The following is a 17,535-nucleotide window of genomic DNA, read 5'->3' on the forward strand; positions in this document are numbered from 1 at the left end:
GAGGCCTAGTCGCCCAGCTCGGCACGTGGTGCCCGCCAAATGCCGAAACGCTCGATCTCGGCTCGCAGCGCCGGCCGCGCGGCGATCTCGTCCCATGGTAGAAACACGCGCCGCATGCGGTCGTCCACGAGCATCAGCACCTGGCTGTCGGCGTCGTAGCCGGTGAGCTGCAGGCGGGACATGTCGGCCCAGCGCACGGAGGTGTGCCCGGTTAGGCGCCAGGTGCCGTTACCATCGCGACGACGCTCCTGCCAAAGGGCGGCCAGCGTGTGCTCACTGACGCGCAGGCTCTCGGGGCGGGCGATGTCGATGTTGCGGTCGGGGTCGTAGGGGAGTGCGACCTCCATGCGGGCGGGCTCCTCCGGCACGTCCCAGACGATGTAGCCGTAGCGCTCGGCCAGCGCGCGGGTGGAGTTGTTCAGGGGCACATGCACGCTGGCGCGCAGCTGGTCGTAGGCGCGGCGCACCCCGGCGGAAGTCGGATGCAATTCGGCGCTGCGGCCGGTCAGGTGCAGATGCCGGTCGAGCGCCGCCATTTCCTCGGCCCCGAATTCGTCGAGCGCGGCGTCGACGACGGCGTCCGGGATGGGCAGCGGGTTGTGGATTAGCTGCTCAATGATGCGGCGCAGCAGCATGGGGGTCGGCTCCTGCTCCTCCAGGTGGAGGCAGCAGTAGGCGGTGTCGCGCAGCTCCACCACGTTCAGTCCGAGGTTGTCGAAGACGTTGAAGTCGCGCAGTATGCGGACCGACTGGTGAGCCAGCGCGCGCATGGCCACCAGCGTGTTCGTGCCCGGGTTCCCGACCGCGCTCAGCAGGATGCGCCCATCGTTATTGCAGGGCAGCAGCGCGGGGCGGCGATCCAGGTACAGGGGCGGCCGCGCAGGGGCCGCGCCGTAGGCGGGCTGGGCGGTCCATCCCACCCCGACCAGGTAGGGGTCGTTGGTGTCGAATACGTGCCGGACCTCGCCGCGGCGAGGGTCCAGCCGGGCCAGGAGGGCTCGTACCGCCTGCCAGGCGGCCTCGCCGTCGGGTGCGTGCACGCGCAGGTTGCCGAGCGTCTGGGTGTTGGTGCCGACATAGGTGGCCAGGTCGCGGTCCCAGACGACGCCGGGGCGCTGGATCGGAGACGCGTCGGTGGCCAGCAGGCCAGGGTGGGCAAACAGGTCGCCCAGATGCTCCCAGGCGCGCAGCACGGCCTCGCGGCGCCCCCAGATGGCGATGGTGAGGCTGACGGCGGTGAAGCTGGCGTTTGCCTCGGGCACCACCACCTCGCCGACGCCGACCTCAACCGGCCGCTGCAACTCGGCGCGCAGCGCCCCGCACAGGCGCGCCAGGGTGTCGAGCGCGGCAGGCGGTTCGTCGACGGCGCCGTAGTCCAGGCTCACCCCCAGCAGCGCCTGCCCGGGTTCCAGGCCCGCGGTGCGCACCATCCAGTCGTGTCCGGCGAAGGTCTCCCATTCGTGCTCGGGCTCGACGACGTCGTTCATCGCGGCTCACCTGCCTGACTGCGTGTTCGGGTATGGACCGCGGCCGGCCGCTGCCGGGTCTGGCGAGGCGAGCCATCCCGGCCGGGCGGGCGCGGTCATTGGATAAGTCCGAAGGTACCGCGCGGCAGGCGCCAGATGCCGCGGCGTTCCAGTTCGGTGCGCAGTTGCAGGTGGGCGGCGACCTCGTCCCAGTACATATTGACGGTGCGCAGCCGGTCGTCTATCAACTCCAGGTACTGGTCGGAAGGGTCGTAGCAGGCCATCACCAGCCGCGTGGAGTCCACCCACCGGTAGCCGGCGGAGTGGTCGGGATGCCAGCGTCGGGGCAGCCCCCGCTGCACCCACTTGAACTGGTGAGTCTGTATCTGGTGGGCGGTGAGTCTTACGGCGTCGGGGTGGAAGTCGTCGCGCCGGTGTTGTGGCCCGTCATGGAGGAGGATGACGTCGCTCCGGGCTCGTCGATGTGTTTCCAGAGCAGGTAGCCGGCTTGCTCCGCCAGCGGCTCGGTCTCCTCACGCATCGGCAGGTGCACCGAGGCGCGGATCTGAGCCAGGGCCCGCCGCACGCCGTCGGCGGTCGGCTGCACGTTGCCGGTGCGACCGCTGGTGCGCAGCCGCAGGGCGTGGTCGACCGCATCGGAGGGGCCGTAGGCCGCCAGCGCCCACTCGATGAGCGCGTCGGGCACGGGCTCGGGGTGGGCGACGACGGCGTCGTGCACGGCCATCACCTCTCGGCCGCCCAGGCGGCCGTCGTTGGTGTTGAGCGCGAAGCAGCAGTAGAAGGCGTCGCGCAGGGGTATGTACTCGTAGCCGAGGCGGGCCTGCATCCCCATCCGGTCCAGCAGGCTGCCGATCAGGCGCTGCATGACGAAGCCGGCCACATAGGCGTCGGCGCCCGGGGTGGCGGTGCCGGAGAGCACTACGCCGTCGTCGGGCGGGCACAGCACGAGGGCCGGGCGCCGGTCGAGGTACATGGCCGGGCGGGTGGGAGCCGGCGCGGCGGGCGGGTCGGCCGTCCAACCGACGCCGACCAAGGTGGGATCGTTGGTGATGAACACGTGCCGGACCGCGCCGCGGCGCGGATCCAGGTGGGCGAGCAGTTCGCGCGACAGCTGCAGTCCCGCCTCGCCGTCGGGGCCGTGTATGGGCATGTCGGCCAGGTTCATGGCGGAGACACCCGCGTGGGTGGCCAGGTCGCGGTCCCAGGCGTTGATCTGGCGGGGGAGTAGCGGCGCATCGGCGGGCAGATCCGGGCGTTCGAAGAGCTCTCCCAAATGCGCCCAGGCGCCGAGCACCGCAGCGCGGCGGCCGCGGATGCGCAGTCCCAGCATCGACGGCTCCAGCTCGACGGCGACCTCGGGTACTGAGACCTCGCCGACGCCGATCTCGATCGGGCGCTGCAGCTCGGCGCGCAGGGCCCCGCATAGGCGGGCGGCGGCGTCCAGGCGGGCGGGCGGCTCGTCCACCAGGCCGTAGTCGAAGTAGGCGGCCAGCAGCAGCTGTTCGGGGTCGGGATCGGCGAGGACCAGCCAGTCGTGGCCGGCGGTGCTGGCCCAGGTGGCGACGTCGCCGAGGTCAGGGGGCAGGGTGGCGGGCACGGGGGAAGCGCCGGTGGGGAGTACGCCGTATCCGTCGGTCATCGGGGTGGTCCTTCCTGCGACGCGGCCGGGAACCGCGCACACCCGCAGGCTACTCGGGTGAGCCCGTGCCGCGATGGGCAACGGTTCCCACGGGCGCTTCGCCCGCCCGGCCCGCTCCCGTCGCCGAGGTCGGTAGACACTACGTGCCGAGGTCGGTTGATATGGCGGCGGCTGGCGCGGTTGTGAAGCCTGTGAGCCGCATCCGGTGCAGAGGGGCGCCATTGGGCGGGGATTAGCCCGCGTAGCGGGTCAGGCCTTCGAATTCGCCGATGTTGACCTCGACTTCGCCTCCGACACTGACTTCCACGCCGGTCCGGCCGACTCGGAAGAGACGCATGAGATGGCCCCAGGTAGACAGTTCCTGTCCGAAGGGTCTTCCGTATCGACCTTCGAGGGCCTTGGCCAGCCACCAGCCCAGCCCCAGCACCTCCCGCGTCTCGTGGGTGACGCCCCGTGGCGGATAGGGCAGGACAGTAACGGTCCACGTGCGAGATGCTCCTCCGCGTGCCACCTCTCACCGATCAGGGCGGGTCTGCCGTGGAGCTCCCCGGCAGTGGCCCCCATCTTCGTAAGGACATCGATCGCAGGCTCCCCACGCAGCAATCCGTCTACCAGGTCCAGGACTTGGGGAATCGTCAGACCCGGTTGCATGGGATGCACCTCCCGAGCTCGTGGCACAGGACGATTGGTGCGGGCGGGCCCCGCCTCCACGAGGGCGCGCAGCTTCTCCAGACTGATGCCCGGGCGTGGCGTGTCCTCTTCGTCATCCCACCCCGGCTCGGGGACGGGGATCTCCGCTCCGAGGGTGCTGTAGCGACCCGGCGTCATAATGAATAGATCCCCGGTGCGCAGATCGAAGCCCTCGACGTCGAGAAGCCGGATGTCCGTGGCCAGCCCGCCTCCCGCCAGCCCCGCCAGGATGTCGGCGACTGTCAGACGATGATGGCGGAGCACAGGCGGCGGGACCAACAACCGACTAGGCTCGGCCTGCCCATCACGACTCGTGGCCACGATCTCGATACCCTCGGGGTTCGCCGCCATGCGGACTCTGCTCCAAGGGGAGGTGGCGGGCATCTCCCACAGGTAGGCGAAGTGCCTGCGCCATTCCGGCGGAGTGAGCGCCACATCCAGAGGCCAATCACCCATTACGGGGTCTAGGGTGTCCTCCAGCCCCGCCCAGGTTGCAACCGTAGTAGCCGAATCGGGATCCCACATCTCCACCAGGCGGTCACTGGGTTCCTGATCGATCCCGACCAACCACAGGTAGGGCAGGGAGTAGTCCAAGACGCCGTACTTGAACCACCGGTACTCGATGTCGTCGACCACCTCCGTGCTGAAGGACTGCACCTTGAGGCTGTAGTCGGTGCCGATCCCCTTACCGGCACCGACCTGCACGACGCGATCATCGAGGAACCAGCGGAACCTCACGCCCGGACCCACCATTTCCCGTGGCGGCGAGCCCAGGAGCGCGGCCGTGTCCAGGAGGAACCGGTGCACATCTTCCTGGCTGACGTCGACGTCGAGCAGGGCGGCGGCTCGTTCCTCCAGTACAGCGGCAGGGGCGTCCATTTTGTTCTCCTCCGGTTGCAGGCGCTCGCAGGTGCCGGGGTGCGGCCAGGGCGGACCGAGGTGCTACTCGGTGTAGTGGGCCGTGGGCCTGGTCCCGCCGTGAATGAAACGCTGGAATCATACGGGTTCCGCATCAGGCCTGGCAGGCGTGGGCGGCGCTTGTCATCGATTAAGCGTCACCCGTAGCCAGGGCCGCACACCACTGCTCAGCGACTAAGACCCACGAACCGTCATGTTGAGTGCCGTACCGTCGACCAGGCACAAGTACTGTCAGCCTCAGTAGGGGCGTCGTGAGAGCGGCGGATGCCTGATAAGGGACGAGGGAGAAACCGATGGAGATACCGGTCGGAATCACCGGGAGAATTCTCGATGGGGAGTACGCGGGCTGGAACATCGAAGTGATGGACGACACCGAGGGGACCGGCGGCTACTACATCTTCCTCACTCGTGGCGAGCAGGGGTACGACGACTGGGTGGAGGACGCCGATAGCCTCCGAGGCTACTTCGAGGAGACGAATTGGCGTATCAACTGGGGTGCGGTGGCTGGCGCCAGCATCGACGACTGAGCTCGGCATGTAACTGGTGCCGGTCTCGGTGAGGGGCGGGACGGATCGCGACGAGACCGTTAGGCTGGGGGCGTGAAGATCCTGCTGCTGGGGTCCGGCGCGCGCGAGCACGCCCTGGCCCGCGCCCTCGCTTCCGACTCCGCCACCACCGAACTCGTCGTCGCCCCCGGCAACCCCGGCACGGCCGACATCGCCACCAACATCAAGATCGACCCCACCTCCCCGGAGGAGGTGGTGGACCTGGCCACCCAGATGGCCGCCGACCTAGTTGTCGTCGGCCCGGAGGCGCCGCTGGTCGCCGGGGTCGCCGACGCCGTCCGCGACGCCGGCATCCCGGTCTTCGGACCCGGCGCCGAGGCCGCCCAGCTGGAGGGCTCCAAGTCCTTCGCCAAGCGGGTCATGGCGTCGGCCGGCGTGCCCACCGCCGACTCCGTCACCTGCACCACCGAGGCCGACCTGACCACCGCCTTGCAGAACTTCGGCGCGCCCTACGTCGTCAAGGATGACGGCCTGGCCGCCGGCAAGGGCGTCGTGGTCACCTCCGACTTCGAGGCCGCCCTCGCCCACGGGCGCGCCTGCCTGGCCAAGGAGGGTGGGGCCGTCGTCGTCGAGGACTACCTCAACGGCCCGGAGGTCTCCCTGTTCTGCGTCTGCGACGGCGCCACCGTCCGCCCGCTCGCCCCCGCCCAGGACTTCAAGCGGCTGGGCGACGGTGACGTCGGCCCCAACACCGGTGGCATGGGCGCCTACACGCCGCTGACCTGGGCGCCCGCCGACCTGACCGAGCAGGTACTGCGCGAGGTCGCCCAGCCGGTGGTCGATGAGATGGCCCGCCGCGGCACCGCCTTCATCGGCCTGCTCTACTGTGGCCTGGCCCTGACCGACAAGGGCGTGCGCGTGGTCGAGTTCAACGTGCGTTTCGGCGACCCCGAGACCCAGGCCGTCCTGGCCCGCCTGGACTCCTCCCTGGCCGAGCTCCTGCTGGCCGCCGCCACCGGACGCCTGGCCGAGGTGCCCGCGCCCCGCTGGTCGGAGCGGGCCGCCGTCGACGTCGTGGTGGCCGCCCCCGGTTACCCGGGCACCGTCACCACCGGCGGCCTGATCACCGGCATCCCCGACGCCGAGGCCCTGGACGGTGTCCACGTCCTGCACGCCGGCACCGCCCGCGACGATGACGGCAACCTGATCGCCTCCGGCGGGCGGGTGCTGTCCGTGGTCGCCCTGGGGGAGACGGTGGCCGATGCTCGCGCCCGTGCCTACGAGGCCGTCGCCAAGATCCACCTCGACGGCGCCCAGTACCGCACCGACATCGCCGCCGGGCGCTGACTCGTGCGTGTAAGGCCCCCACAGCCCCCACGGCCGGAGTCCGACGGGAACCTCCCCGCCGCCCCGACGGCGCCCGGGCCGCTGCTGTCCAAACGCGCGGGCAGCGCCGTGGCCATCGTTATGGCGGTGCTGTTCGCGGGCATGGTGGGGTTGTGGTTTGCCCCGGCGACCGGACCGGCCGGGTTGCTGCACGCCCTGTGGTTCACCTCCGGCTGCACCTTCTGGTTCCTGGCCTTCCTCCTGGTGACTGTTGCGGCCGCGCGCCGACGCCGGGCGCTGGGCGGCCAACGCCGCGCCCCGGTCATTGCCGGCTTCGCGGTCTTCGGCACGATCATATTGGCGCTCGGGTTGGTGACGGTGTGGTCGAGTTCCCTGCTGGCGGTTGACCTGGTTCGCGGCACGAGCACCGTGGAGGCGGCCCGCTGCATTCGCATCGACTACGGATCGCGTAGCAATTTCGACGATGCGGTGCTCGCCCTGCCCGACGGCACCACCGCCAGCAGCGAGCTCTCGTTTGCCTTCAAAACCGACGCCGACCGGGAGCTGCGTGCGCTGTGTGGCACCGACGCCACCTTCACCATGGAGTACTGGCCGGCCACCGCCACCGTCCGCCGGGTTGCCGCGGAATGAGCTACGCCGATCGCCGTCGGCACCTGGCGGTGGCAGGATGGGGCCATGAGCGAGACCAGCACCCCTGACGCCGCCGCCCCGCCGGGAGCCGCACAAGCGCCGTCGGCTCCCGCCCTGCCCGGCTGGGAGCACGTCGCTTCCGGCAAGGTACGTGACGTCTACGCCCCCGCCGACGCCGGCCCTTGGGCAGGGCAGGACGTGCTGCTGCTGGTCGCCTCCGACCGCATCAGCGCCTATGACCACATCCTGTCCACGCCGGTGCCGGACAAGGGCAAGGTGCTCACCGCCCTGTCCGTGTGGTGGTTCGACCAGCTCGCCGACATTGTCCCCAGCCACCTGGTGAGCCTGGACGTGCCCGCGGCGGTTGTGGGCCGCGCCATGATCTGCCGCCGCCTGGAGATGTACCCGGTCGAGTGCGTCGCCCGTGGCTATCTCACCGGTTCCGGCCTGGTCGAGTACCGCGACTCGGGCACCGTATGCGGCCTGCCGCTGCCCGCGGGACTGACCGAGGCCTCGCGCCTGCCCGAGCCGATCTTCACCCCCGCCGCCAAGGCGGAACTCGGCGAGCACGACGAGAACGTCTCCTTCGAGCGCGTGGTGGAGATGGTTGGCCGCGACGCCGCCGAAGCGCTGCGTGAGACCACCCTCGCCTTGTACACCCGCGCCGCCGACATCGCCCGCGAGCGCGGCATCATCCTGGCCGACACCAAGTTCGAGTTCGGCCAGGACCCGGCCACCGGCCGTCTGATCCTGGGCGACGAGGTGCTCACCCCCGACTCCTCTCGCTTCTGGCCCGCCGACGCCTGGACGCCGGGCCGCCCCACCCCCTCCTTCGACAAGCAGTACGTGCGCGACTGGCTCACCTCCCCCGCCTCCGGCTGGGACCGATGCTCCGGCGAGGTGCCGCCGACCCTGCCGGACGACGTCGTTGAGCGCACCCGGCAGCGCTACCTGGAGGCCTACGAGCGGCTGACCGGCGCCCCACTGGAGCTGCCATGAGCGTTCCTCGCGCAACCCCGGACCCAGCCGCTGTGCGCACGACCCGCTCCTTCCAACCGGGCCCCGGCTTCGTGGCCGCCCTGGTCGCCGTCGGCGCGGTGCTGCTGCTCGCGCTTGCCGCCGCGGCTGCCGGCGCCTTCGGCGCGACCGGCCTGTCCGCCATCCTCGGTGGCGTGGCGTTGATGATAGTGGGAGTCGGACTGCTGTTGCTGCTGCGCGTGCCGGCGCGAAGCGTCGTCGTGAACGCCCCCCGGCTGCGGCTGGAGCGCAACCGGGCACGGATGGCGCGCCACAGCGGTGGGAGGCAGAGGACTGCCACCCCGGGGCACCCGGAAGAAACAGTGCCGCTGACGGTGCCCGGCACCGACCTCATCATTCCCGACTCCGGTGGACGGCGGGAGCTGACCACGCTTGACGTCGTGAGCGGACCGCTGACCACCGCGCTGGCCACCACCGCCGCGGGGCGGAAGGCCGATGAGCTGCTGGCCGGAACCACGATCGGTGAGACGGTGATCCGGGTCCTGCAGCTGCTGGCGGGCACACTCGGATTCCTGCTGCTCGCCTCGGGCTGGCTTCAATCCTTGGGCAGGTGATCGCGTGACGCCGCCGCTGCGCGACCGCCGCCCCGAGGATGAGCGCGGCCCCGTCGACTGGGGCACTGGGGAGCGGGCCAAAGCCTACGCCGCACAGGGCGGCGCGCGGGCCCGCGCTTACGCAGAGGCCGACGCGGAGCCCGACGTGGACTGGGGCTCTCCGGTCTCCCCCACCGACGCGCCGCGCGCCCGCCGGGATGCTCCGGGAACCGATTGGGGCGTGGGCCGCGGGCCAGCGCCTGCTACCAGCGGGACGCCCGGCCGCACTCCCTGGCCGCAGGCGGTGCGCCGTCAGCGTCTGGCCGGCATCCTGTTCGCCCTGGCCGGCCTGGCCCTGGCGACCTGGTCGGCAATGAACCTGGCCACGAACGCCGAAGCGGGGCATCCCTGGTTGCCGCCGTGGCTCGTCGTCGTACTCGGTGGGGCCGGACTGGTCTCCGCCGCCGGCTACCTGGCGTGGGCCGGCGGCACCGCCGTGCGTCGGGAGGCCGAGCGGTGGGAACCCACCGTGGTGGATGCCGCGGCGGGGCTGACTTCGGGCACCGTCGACGTCGCCGACCCGCATCATCTGCTGACCGCGTCCGGCTCCTCGGGACCCGCGCTGCCACCGGGGCGGCTGGGTACGGGCAGCGCCGGGGTGCGCGTGGACTCCGGCCCCAAACCGGTCATGGGCACCTCCACCATGGACCAGTCGGTGCACGCCCCGGCGGGCGTGGCCGGGGCGGTCGGCGGCTTCATGCTCGCCGCCGCCGTGGTATGCGCGATCCTCGCCCTGGTACTGGGTACCGAGTGGCTGCTAGGAACGGTGGCCCTGGCACTCGGTGGCATCCTCGCCGTGCGCCTGGCCGGCGACTGGCTCGGCACGATCTGAGGCCCGAGGTCCTAAGGACCCTCGCCCACATTCCCCTCACCGAGACCCACATGAGATACACATCGAGACCGGTAGATGTGACGGCGTGCGGACGGTATGGCCCATGTGCGGACCCTGAAGTAGAGCCCAGCTCCTCATCGCTTCAATCGGCTTCAGTTGTGCTATTGGTGCCGGTTTCGGGTCTCTTCCGGCGGGGTGCTCCGAGCGGGACTCGCGGCCCGGGCCGGTGATGAACTCTCGCCGGGTGGCGAGGCGTCCGGGGCGGGGCGGGCCGCGACGCAGAGGCTGCTTCGTGTGCTGTGCGGGCTTGGACAACTACAGCACGACCTTGGTGCGCGTTCCACGACCACCCCGGGGTCGTGCAACCGGCACCAAGGTCGTAAACCGCACCGGACACCTCACTGCCAACCCCGCCACCACACCCGCAAATGCACAAGCCGCGGTTACTTCTGCCGGCTTCGATGCGTCATTAGTGCCGGTTTGGGTGTGTTACTGGTGCCGGTTTCGGGAGGAGGGACGGGCCGGTAGGCTGGGCGCGGACCCGCTCCCGCCCGACCGCATCCAGGAGGACCGATGGGACGCATCGTCGTCGAGGTCATGCCCAAGCCCGAGATCCTTGACCCGCAGGGCAAGGCCGTTATGGGTAACCTTCCCCGCCTAGGATTTGACCAGTTCACGGCGGTGCGCCAGGGGCGCCGCTTCGAGCTCACGGTTGACGGACCCGTCACCGACACCCACCTGGCGGCCGCCGCCGAGGCCGCGGATAAGCTTCTGTCGAACCCGATCATCGAGGACGTCGTCTCCGTCACCGCCGACCCGGCCGACGGGGACGCCTCGTCGAACTCCGAGGAGGCCTGAGTGACCCGCATCGGCGTCATCACCTTCCCCGGCACGCTCGACGACGTCGACGCCGCCCGCGCCGTCCGGCTCGCCGGCGCCGAACCGGTCTCCCTATGGCATAAGGACGCGGATCTGCACGGTGTGGACGCCGTCGTCGTACCCGGCGGCTTCTCCTACGGCGACTACCTGCGCTGCGGCGCCATCGCCCGCTTCGCCCCCGTGATGGACGAGGTCATTGCGGCCGCCGGTCGAGGCATGCCGGTGCTCGGCATCTGCAACGGCTTCCAGATCCTCACCGAGGCCCACCTGCTGCCCGGCGCGCTCATCCGCAACGACCACCAGAAGTTCATCTGTCGCGAGCAGCGCCTGCGGGTGGAGTCCACCACCACCGCCTGGACCAACTTGTTCGAGGAGGGGGAGGAAATCGTGGTCCCGCTCAAGAACGGCGAGGGCAACTTCATCGCGTCCCCCGACGAGCTGGACCGCCTTGAGGGCGAGGGGCTTGTTGTCTTCCGCTACCTGGGCAACCCCAATGGTTCCGCGCGCGACATCGCCGGCGTGCGCAACCAGCGTGGCAACGTCGTCGGCCTGATGCCGCACCCCGAGCACGCCGTCGAGCCCGGCTTCGGTCCGGACTCTCCGGCCGGGGCGCGTCAGGGCGTGGACGGGCTGCGCCTGTTCCAGTCCGCCATCAGCGCGCTCGTCGGCGCCTGAGGTCGCGGCGCTGAACCCTGTCATCGCGATTGGGATGATGGTCCCATTGCACTTAGTTAAGTAAGTGAGTTAAGTTGTGGTGGTCGTTAGAGACCATGACCGCTCCAGCGGCGACACCCTTCCCGGCCGCGTCGAGAGGTCCGCGCAACGTTGGCGAATACGGAAAGTAGGCACGCAATGCAGCTGCGCAATGTCCCCATCACCCGCCGTTCCTTCCTGGCCTCGACGGCAGCGGCCGCCGCCGTCGGCACCCTCGCCGCCTGCGGAGGAGGTTCGGGATCAAGCTCGTCCAGCGGAGGGGCGGGTGCCTCCGGCGGCGGCACCCTCACCATCTTCAATGGGGCGACGGGTACCGTCACCGCCAACTTCAACCCCCAGAGCCCGACGGCGCTCCAGCCCACGCGCGGCGTCATCTACGAGCCCCTGTTCTTCTACAACCTCGTCACCGGCGAGGACCCTCAGCCGATGCTGGGCACGGAGTACAGCTGGAACGACGACGGCACGGTCCTGACGGTTAAGACCCGCGAGGGTGTCACCTGGTCCGACGGTGAGCCCTTCACCGCCAACGACGTGGCCTTCACCTTCAACCTCATCCAGAAGACACCAGCACTGAACACATCCGGGCTGGCAGCCACGGCGGAGGCACCCGACGACACCACCGTGGTGCTCACCTTCCAGCAGACGTCTTTCACCTCAGAGGCGGACACCCTGGGAAACCAGGCGATCCTCCCCGAGCACCTGTGGAAGGACGTCGCCGAACCCGACACCTACACCAATGAGGAACCCGTGGGTACGGGTCCCTTCATGCTGGACAGTGTCTCCTCCCAGTCCTACTCCCTGGTCGCCAACGAGAACTACTGGAACGGCAAGCCGCAGGTCGAAGAGATTCGCTACATCTCCCTGGAAAACGCCGACTCGGCCTCCGCCTCCCTGGTCGCCGGTGAGGTCGACTGGATGAGCGCCTTCCTGCCGAGCATCGACGACATCATCGCCTCCAACCCGGACCTCACCTACGTAAACACCCCGACACTGACCAGCTGCATATACGCGTCCTGCAACCCCGACCTCGGCTCCACCGGCCCGCAGACCGACAAGGCGGTGCGGCAGGCGATCTACTACGCGATGGACCGCAGCCAACTCAACCAGCTGGCCGGCGGCGGACTCGCTGGCGAGGCATCGCCCTCATACCTGGTCCCCGGGCGCGACGACGACTGGATCGTCGACCAGAACAACCTAGTCGTGCCGCAGAGCGCGGACGTTGCGAAGGCCAAGCAGATCCTCGAAGACGCGGGCTGGACCGAGGGATCCGACGGGGTCCGCGTCAAGGATGGCGAGCGCTTGGCGCTGACCATCCAGACTGTGACCGGTTGGTCGGACTTCATCTCCATCAACGACACCCTGGTGCAGCAACTCGCCGAGGTTGGTATCGAGCTGACCACCTCCCAGGTGTCCTGGAACGAGTGGAACCAGAAGGAGGTCACGGGTGACTTCCAGCTCTCCCTGGACTCGCTCAACCTGGGCGCCTCCACCGACCCCTACTTCACCTACAACCGCATGCTGCACTCCGACAACACCGAGGAGGTGGGGGAGTCCGCCACCGGCGGCAACTACAGCCGCTACGTGAATGAGAAGGTCGACGCCGCCATCCGTGCCGCGGGGCAGACCGACGACCCCGAGGACAAGAAGGAGCAGTACGGGATCATCCAGGAACAGATCGCCGAGGACCTGCCCTATATCCCGATCTACGTCAACTCCATGCTCACCGAGTTCAACACCTCCCGATACACGGGCTGGCCCACCGAGGACGACCTGTACGCGCTGCCCGCGTCCTGGGGCAGCTGGTCCTCCGGCATCATCCTGCAGCGCCTGGAGTCCGCCTCCTGAACCACGACGACGGCGGACCCGCCACGGGTGAGTCCGCCGTCGCCGTTGGTAGGTACTGTCCATTCGGAACCCTAAGGACACCAGGTTGCGTTTTCTCTTACGAAAGATCGGGTTTTACGCCATCGCTCTGTGGGCCGCTGTAACCCTCAACTTCCTCCTGCCCCGGCTACTGCCGGGAAACCCTGTTGACATCATGGTCTCCCGCCTGGCCACACACGGTCAGGTCAGCCCCGCCACGCGTCAGGCGATCGAAGCCCTGCTGGGCGCCGACGCCGGCGCCAGCATGTGGGACCAGTACGTGCAATACCTGGGCCAGCTGCTGCGCGGCGACCTCGGTGTATCGGTGGCCTACTTCCCGACTCCGGTCGGGCAGGTAATCGGCCAGACACTCCCCTGGACGATCGGCCTCGTGGGATTGGCAACCATCATCTCCTTCCTGCTCGGCATCGTGATGGGCACGGCTGCCGGATGGAAGCGTGGCCACTTCCTGGACAACATCATTCCCGGGCTGACCATGCTGCAGTCCGTGCCCTACTTCTGGCTGGCACTGATCCTGCTGTTCCTGTTCTCCTCCACTTGGCGAATCTTCCCGATCCATGGTGGCTACGACGTCTACGGCACCGTGGTCGGACTCAACTGGCCGTTCATCAAGTCGGTCATTTACTACGGAATACTCCCGGCGATTACCATCGTGATCTCCTCCGTCGGCGGCTGGACGCTGGGCATGCGCAACATGATGGTGTCCACCATGAGTGAGGATTACATCCTCACCGCGGAGGCCAAGGGGCTGCGCCCTCGCCGCATCCGCACCTGGTATGCGGCCCGCAATGCCATATTGCCCTCCATTTCGGGCTTTGCGATCTCATTGGGGTTCGTGGTCTCCGGTTCACTGGTCACCGAGCAGGTCTTCTCCTACCCCGGCGTCGGCACCGCCCTGTACCAGGCCGTGAACAACAACGACTACGCCTCATGCAGGGGATCTTCTTGGTGATCACCCTGTCCGTGCTGGGCGCCAACCTGATCGTCGACTTGCTGTACGGCGTCATTGACCCGCGCACTCGCGCTCGCGGCTGAAGGAGGCTCAACATGTCCACGCAAACCGCTTCCGCGTCCGTCGGCAAGCCTGCCCGCAGAGGCGCCAGCCGATTCCACGTGCGGGTTACGCCCAAGCTGATCGTCGGCACCACGATCGTCGTGCTCACCGTCCTGTTCGGACTCGTCGGACCGCTCGTAGTCGGCAACCCCTCGACCGTGCGCAACCTCGGCATGACGGCACCCTCCGGCGAGTTTCCGTTGGGTACCACCCAGACCGGGCAGGATGTGCTCGCTCAACTTGCCTACGCTACTCGCGGGTCGCTGCTGATCGGACTGATCGTCGGGAGCCTCACGCTGCTGCTGTCTGCGTTTTTCGGCGTGGTCGGAGCCTTCACCGGTGGCATCGTGGATGACCTGTTCTCCCTGTTCACCAACATCATGCTGGTGATCCCCGGTCTCCCGCTGGTCATCATCATCTCCAGCTATGTGCCCAAGAAGAGCATCTGGCTAGTGGCTTTCATTCTCTCGCTGACAAGCTGGGCGGGTTCCGCGCGAGTGCTGCGCGGCGTCACGCTGTCGGTCCGTAATCGCGACTACGTGCTGGCATCCCGCGTGAGCGGGGAGAAGACCTGGCGGATCCTGACCGTGGAGATCCTGCCCAACCTGATCCCACTGCTGGCCTCCCAGGTGGTCGGCGCAGTCATCGCCGGCATCCTGGGGGAGGCTGGGCTGTCGTTCCTCGGACTGGGCGCCTCGGGCTCCTTCACCTGGGGCACGATGTTGTTCTACGCCCAGAACGGGTTGGCGCTGAGGCTGGGCGCTTGGTGGTGGTTCGTGCCGCCGGGCCTCATGCTCGCACTCTTCGGCGCGGCGTTATCGATGATCAATTTCTCGATCGACGAGACCATCAACCCCAAGCTGCGGGCGGCCACGGACGCGAAGAAACGTCGTCGTACCCGGCGCCGCGCCGAGTCTGCCCGCAACCGCACCCCCCAGAAGGTCGCCGCATGAGCCCCCAAACCACAACCGACGGCGCCGTCCGCTCCTCCGCCCGTCTCGCCGTCCTCGACATTGAGCACATGTCGATCGATTACGACGTCGACCCACCTGTGCACGCCGTCAGAGACGTGTCCCTTACTCTCCACCGCGGTGAGATCCTCGGATTGGCGGGGGAGTCCGGGTGCGGAAAGTCAACGCTCGCCTACGGCGTGGTCCAGTTGCTCAAGGATCCCGCCCGCCGCGTCAGCGGCTCCGCGGTATTCCACTCCCGTGAGGGCTATGACATCGACCTGACGGCCCTGACGGGCGCCGACCTGCGGGCCGTGCGCTGGGACAAGATCGCCATGGTCTTCCAGGGGGCGATGAACTCCCTGAACCCGGTACTCAAGGTCAAGACCCAGCTGGGCGACGTACTGACTACCCACCGTCCGGAGATGAGCAAGCAGCAGCGGCTGGAGCGCAGCGGCGAGCTGCTCGAGAGCGTGGGCGTGGACCGCAACCGCCTGGATGCCTACCCGCATGAGTTGTCCGGCGGCATGAGGCAGCGCGTCATGATCGCATGGCGCTCGCCCTTGAGCCGCAGATCCTGATCATGGACGAACCGACCACCGCGCTCGACGTCGTCGTCCAACGGGAGATTCTGCAGGAGATCTCGCGGCTGCGTGAGGAACTCGGATTCGCGGTCATTTTCATCACGCACGATCTGCCGCTGCTGTTGGAGATCTCCGACCGCATTGCCGTCATGCGCGACGGGGTGGTTATCGAGCTCGACGACGCCATTGAGCTGTACACCCACCCCAAGGAGGAGTACACCAAGCAGCTGCTCAGCTCCTTCCCATCGCTGACCGGCGAGCGTGGCGGTTTCGTCCGCACCAGCCGTCCCCACGTTAAGGAGCAGTCATGACCGTCCTTGAAGCGCGGAACCTCATTAAGGAGTACACCCTCCGCAACGGGTTGCACACCTCTACCCTGCGCGCGGTGGATGACGTCTCCTTCCGGCTGGTGCCGGGGAAGACCATCGCCCTGGTCGGACAGTCGGGCTCCGGCAAGTCCACCATTGCCAAGCTTCTGCTGCAGCTCGAGTCTCCCACCAGCGGTGAGATCCTACTTGACGGCGAGCCCGTCAGCCGCCGTGGCGAAGGACTGGCGCAGTATCGCAGCACGGTGCAGATGGTCTTCCAGGACCCCTTCGCCTCGCTGAACCCCTACCACACGATCGGCCACCATTTGGCGCGTCCGGTCCGGCTCCACAATCCTCGACTGGGCAAGGCCGCGGTGCGCGAGCGGTACTGGAGCTGCTGCGCCGTGTACGACTGGATCCGGCCGACGACTACGCCGATCGCAAGCCGCACGAGCTATCCGGCGGGCAACGTCAACGCGTAGCCATCGCCCGCGCCCTGGCCCCCGACCCGGGCATTCTCATCGCCGATGAGCCGGTGTCCATGCTGGACGTATCGATCCGGCTGGGGGTGCTCAACTTGCTGGCCGAACTGCAGCAGGACAATGACCTCGGCGTCCTGTACATCACTCACGACCTGGCCACTGCCCGCCACTTCTCCGACGAGATCATGGTGCTCTACCACGGTGACGTCGTAGAACGCGGGCCGGCAGACACAGTGATCCTCCACCCGAACCACGAGTACACCAAGCGGCTGCTGGCCGCCGCCCCCGACCCAGAACGGCGCCTGGCACAGCTGCGTCGTCAACGGGAGGCGCACCAGTGACGAGCTCCACCAGCGTGCCCCCACGGCGGTGGCTGTTCACCGGCGACTCGATCACCGAGTGGGGGCGTACCGACAAACGTGACCCTCACGATCTGGGATGCAACTACGTAAGGCTCCTGGCCGAGGAACACCTGGCTGGGCAGACGGTCCTGAACACCGGCATTGGCGGGGACCGTCTGGCGGATCTGGCGGAGCGCTGGCAGCGGGACGTCGTTGCTCTGGCCCCGGATGTGCTCAGCGTCTACATCGGCATCAACGACACCTGGCGACACTACGACGAAGGCGTCGTTTCACCCGTTCCTGCTTTCGCACAACGGCTGCGGGAGTTGCTGGTCCATTCGCCACCGCTGGCACGCCGCTGGTCCTGGTATCCCCGTTCGTGCTGCCCTATGCCGAGGAGGACCGCAACTGGCATGCGGACCTGAACCCGCGGGTGCAGGCGATCGCGCAGATTGCTCAGGAACTAGACGCCGTATACGTGCCGCTGCAAGAACCGATGACGGCGCTCGCGGCCCGAATCGGCGATGCAGCCGTCGCCGCCGACGGCGTCCACCCCACGCCCGCCGGTCACCGCGCCATTGCCGACGCCTGGTGGCAGGCCTGGCAGACCGTCGGCCGCGGCGCACCGGAATCATCCGCTCACTGACCACTCAGGAAAG

General features: G+C 68.4%; 20 protein-coding genes and 1 pseudogene. 17 read left to right on the forward strand and 4 right to left on the reverse strand.

What is annotated here, in order from left to right:
- Positions 1-5 precede the first annotated feature (5 nt).
- The 4 genes from BW737_RS04790 to BW737_RS04805 all read right to left on the reverse strand — a co-directional run bounded on the left by BW737_RS04790 (position 6) and on the right by BW737_RS04805 (position 4,695).
- Complete coding sequence (locus BW737_RS04790) at positions 6-1,487, reverse strand: hypothetical protein (protein ID WP_086614947.1); 1,482 nt, start codon at positions 1,485-1,487, stop codon at positions 6-8.
- 95 nt (positions 1,488-1,582) lie between these two features.
- Complete coding sequence (locus tag BW737_RS04795; RefSeq protein WP_086614946.1) at positions 1,583-1,828, reverse strand: hypothetical protein; 246 nt, start codon at positions 1,826-1,828, stop codon at positions 1,583-1,585.
- Between the two features lie 41 nt (positions 1,829-1,869).
- Complete coding sequence (locus BW737_RS04800; protein ID WP_086614945.1) at positions 1,870-3,126, reverse strand: hypothetical protein; 1,257 nt, start codon at positions 3,124-3,126, stop codon at positions 1,870-1,872.
- A 249-nt stretch (positions 3,127-3,375) separates the two neighbouring features.
- Positions 3,376-4,695: a hypothetical protein gene (locus BW737_RS04805; RefSeq protein ID WP_086614944.1), complete on the reverse strand. Its 1,320-nt coding sequence runs from the start codon at positions 4,693-4,695 to the stop codon at positions 3,376-3,378.
- Between the two features lie 332 nt (positions 4,696-5,027).
- Between BW737_RS04805 and BW737_RS04810 the strand changes: the two genes are divergently transcribed.
- The 17 genes and pseudogenes from BW737_RS04810 (at position 5,028) to BW737_RS16060 (ending at position 17,522) form a co-directional block, all read left to right on the forward strand.
- Positions 5,028-5,261 (forward strand): hypothetical protein, encoded by a 234-nt coding sequence (locus BW737_RS04810; protein WP_086614943.1) that lies wholly within the window; start codon positions 5,028-5,030, stop codon positions 5,259-5,261.
- 72 nt (positions 5,262-5,333) lie between these two features.
- Positions 5,334-6,587 (forward strand): phosphoribosylamine--glycine ligase, encoded by a 1,254-nt coding sequence (gene purD, locus BW737_RS04815; protein WP_086614942.1) that lies wholly within the window; start codon positions 5,334-5,336, stop codon positions 6,585-6,587.
- 3 nt (positions 6,588-6,590) lie between these two features.
- Positions 6,591-7,217, forward strand: coding sequence for a hypothetical protein (locus BW737_RS04820; protein ID WP_143233275.1), 627 nt, complete (start codon positions 6,591-6,593; stop codon positions 7,215-7,217).
- Between the two features lie 45 nt (positions 7,218-7,262).
- Positions 7,263-8,216 (forward strand): phosphoribosylaminoimidazolesuccinocarboxamide synthase, encoded by a 954-nt coding sequence (locus BW737_RS04825; RefSeq protein WP_086614940.1) that lies wholly within the window; start codon positions 7,263-7,265, stop codon positions 8,214-8,216.
- Positions 8,213-8,817: pseudogene (locus tag BW737_RS04830) on the forward strand (hypothetical protein). Before BW737_RS04825 ends, BW737_RS04830 begins: the two are co-directional and overlap by 4 nt.
- The gene (locus BW737_RS17760) at positions 8,814-9,680 is read left to right on the forward strand and encodes a PsbA protein (RefSeq protein WP_257210484.1); all 867 of its coding nucleotides are present in this window, start codon (positions 8,814-8,816) and stop codon (positions 9,678-9,680) included. Before BW737_RS04830 ends, BW737_RS17760 begins: the two are co-directional and overlap by 4 nt.
- A 573-nt stretch (positions 9,681-10,253) precedes the next feature.
- Complete coding sequence (purS, locus tag BW737_RS04840) at positions 10,254-10,538, forward strand: phosphoribosylformylglycinamidine synthase subunit PurS (RefSeq protein WP_086614939.1); 285 nt, start codon at positions 10,254-10,256, stop codon at positions 10,536-10,538.
- A complete protein-coding gene (gene purQ, locus BW737_RS04845) occupies positions 10,539-11,234 on the forward strand; it encodes a phosphoribosylformylglycinamidine synthase subunit PurQ (protein ID WP_086614938.1) in 696 nt (231 codons plus the stop codon).
- Positions 11,235-11,411: 177 nt separating this feature from the next.
- A complete protein-coding gene (locus tag BW737_RS04850) occupies positions 11,412-13,118 on the forward strand; it encodes an ABC transporter substrate-binding protein (RefSeq protein ID WP_086614937.1) in 1,707 nt (568 codons plus the stop codon).
- A gap of 193 nt (positions 13,119-13,311) precedes the next feature.
- The gene (locus BW737_RS04855) at positions 13,312-14,109 is read left to right on the forward strand and encodes an ABC transporter permease (RefSeq protein WP_218961780.1); all 798 of its coding nucleotides are present in this window, start codon (positions 13,312-13,314) and stop codon (positions 14,107-14,109) included.
- 95 nt (positions 14,110-14,204) lie between these two features.
- Positions 14,205-15,164 (forward strand): ABC transporter permease, encoded by a 960-nt coding sequence (locus tag BW737_RS04860; protein ID WP_086614936.1) that lies wholly within the window; start codon positions 14,205-14,207, stop codon positions 15,162-15,164.
- Positions 15,161-15,742, forward strand: coding sequence for an ATP-binding cassette domain-containing protein (locus BW737_RS16670; protein WP_218961781.1), 582 nt, complete (start codon positions 15,161-15,163; stop codon positions 15,740-15,742). Before BW737_RS04860 ends, BW737_RS16670 begins: the two co-directional genes overlap by 4 nt.
- Positions 15,712-16,056 carry an AAA family ATPase gene (locus BW737_RS16675; protein ID WP_218961782.1) on the forward strand — a complete coding sequence of 115 codons (345 nt, stop codon included), beginning with the start codon at positions 15,712-15,714 and terminating at the stop codon, positions 16,054-16,056. Before BW737_RS16670 ends, BW737_RS16675 begins: the two co-directional genes overlap by 31 nt.
- Entirely contained in the window at positions 16,053-16,535 is a 483-nt protein-coding gene (locus BW737_RS16680) for an ATP-binding cassette domain-containing protein (RefSeq protein WP_143233276.1), read from the forward strand. The genes BW737_RS16675 and BW737_RS16680 overlap by 4 nt, the downstream gene beginning before the upstream one ends.
- A complete protein-coding gene (locus tag BW737_RS17765; protein ID WP_420835704.1) occupies positions 16,466-16,876 on the forward strand; it encodes an ATP-binding cassette domain-containing protein in 411 nt (136 codons plus the stop codon). The genes BW737_RS16680 and BW737_RS17765 overlap by 70 nt, the downstream gene beginning before the upstream one ends.
- A complete protein-coding gene (locus BW737_RS16055) occupies positions 16,873-17,301 on the forward strand; it encodes an SGNH/GDSL hydrolase family protein (RefSeq protein WP_086614935.1) in 429 nt (142 codons plus the stop codon). The genes BW737_RS17765 and BW737_RS16055 overlap by 4 nt, the downstream gene beginning before the upstream one ends.
- Positions 17,256-17,522, forward strand: a complete 267-nt coding sequence (locus tag BW737_RS16060; RefSeq protein WP_086614934.1) for an SGNH/GDSL hydrolase family protein — start codon at positions 17,256-17,258, stop codon at positions 17,520-17,522. Before BW737_RS16055 ends, BW737_RS16060 begins: the two co-directional genes overlap by 46 nt.
- Positions 17,523-17,535: the final 13 nt, after the last annotated feature.

This window comes from Actinomyces ruminis, from assembly GCF_002154335.2.
GTDB lineage: Bacteria > Actinomycetota > Actinomycetes > Actinomycetales > Actinomycetaceae > Actinomyces > Actinomyces ruminis.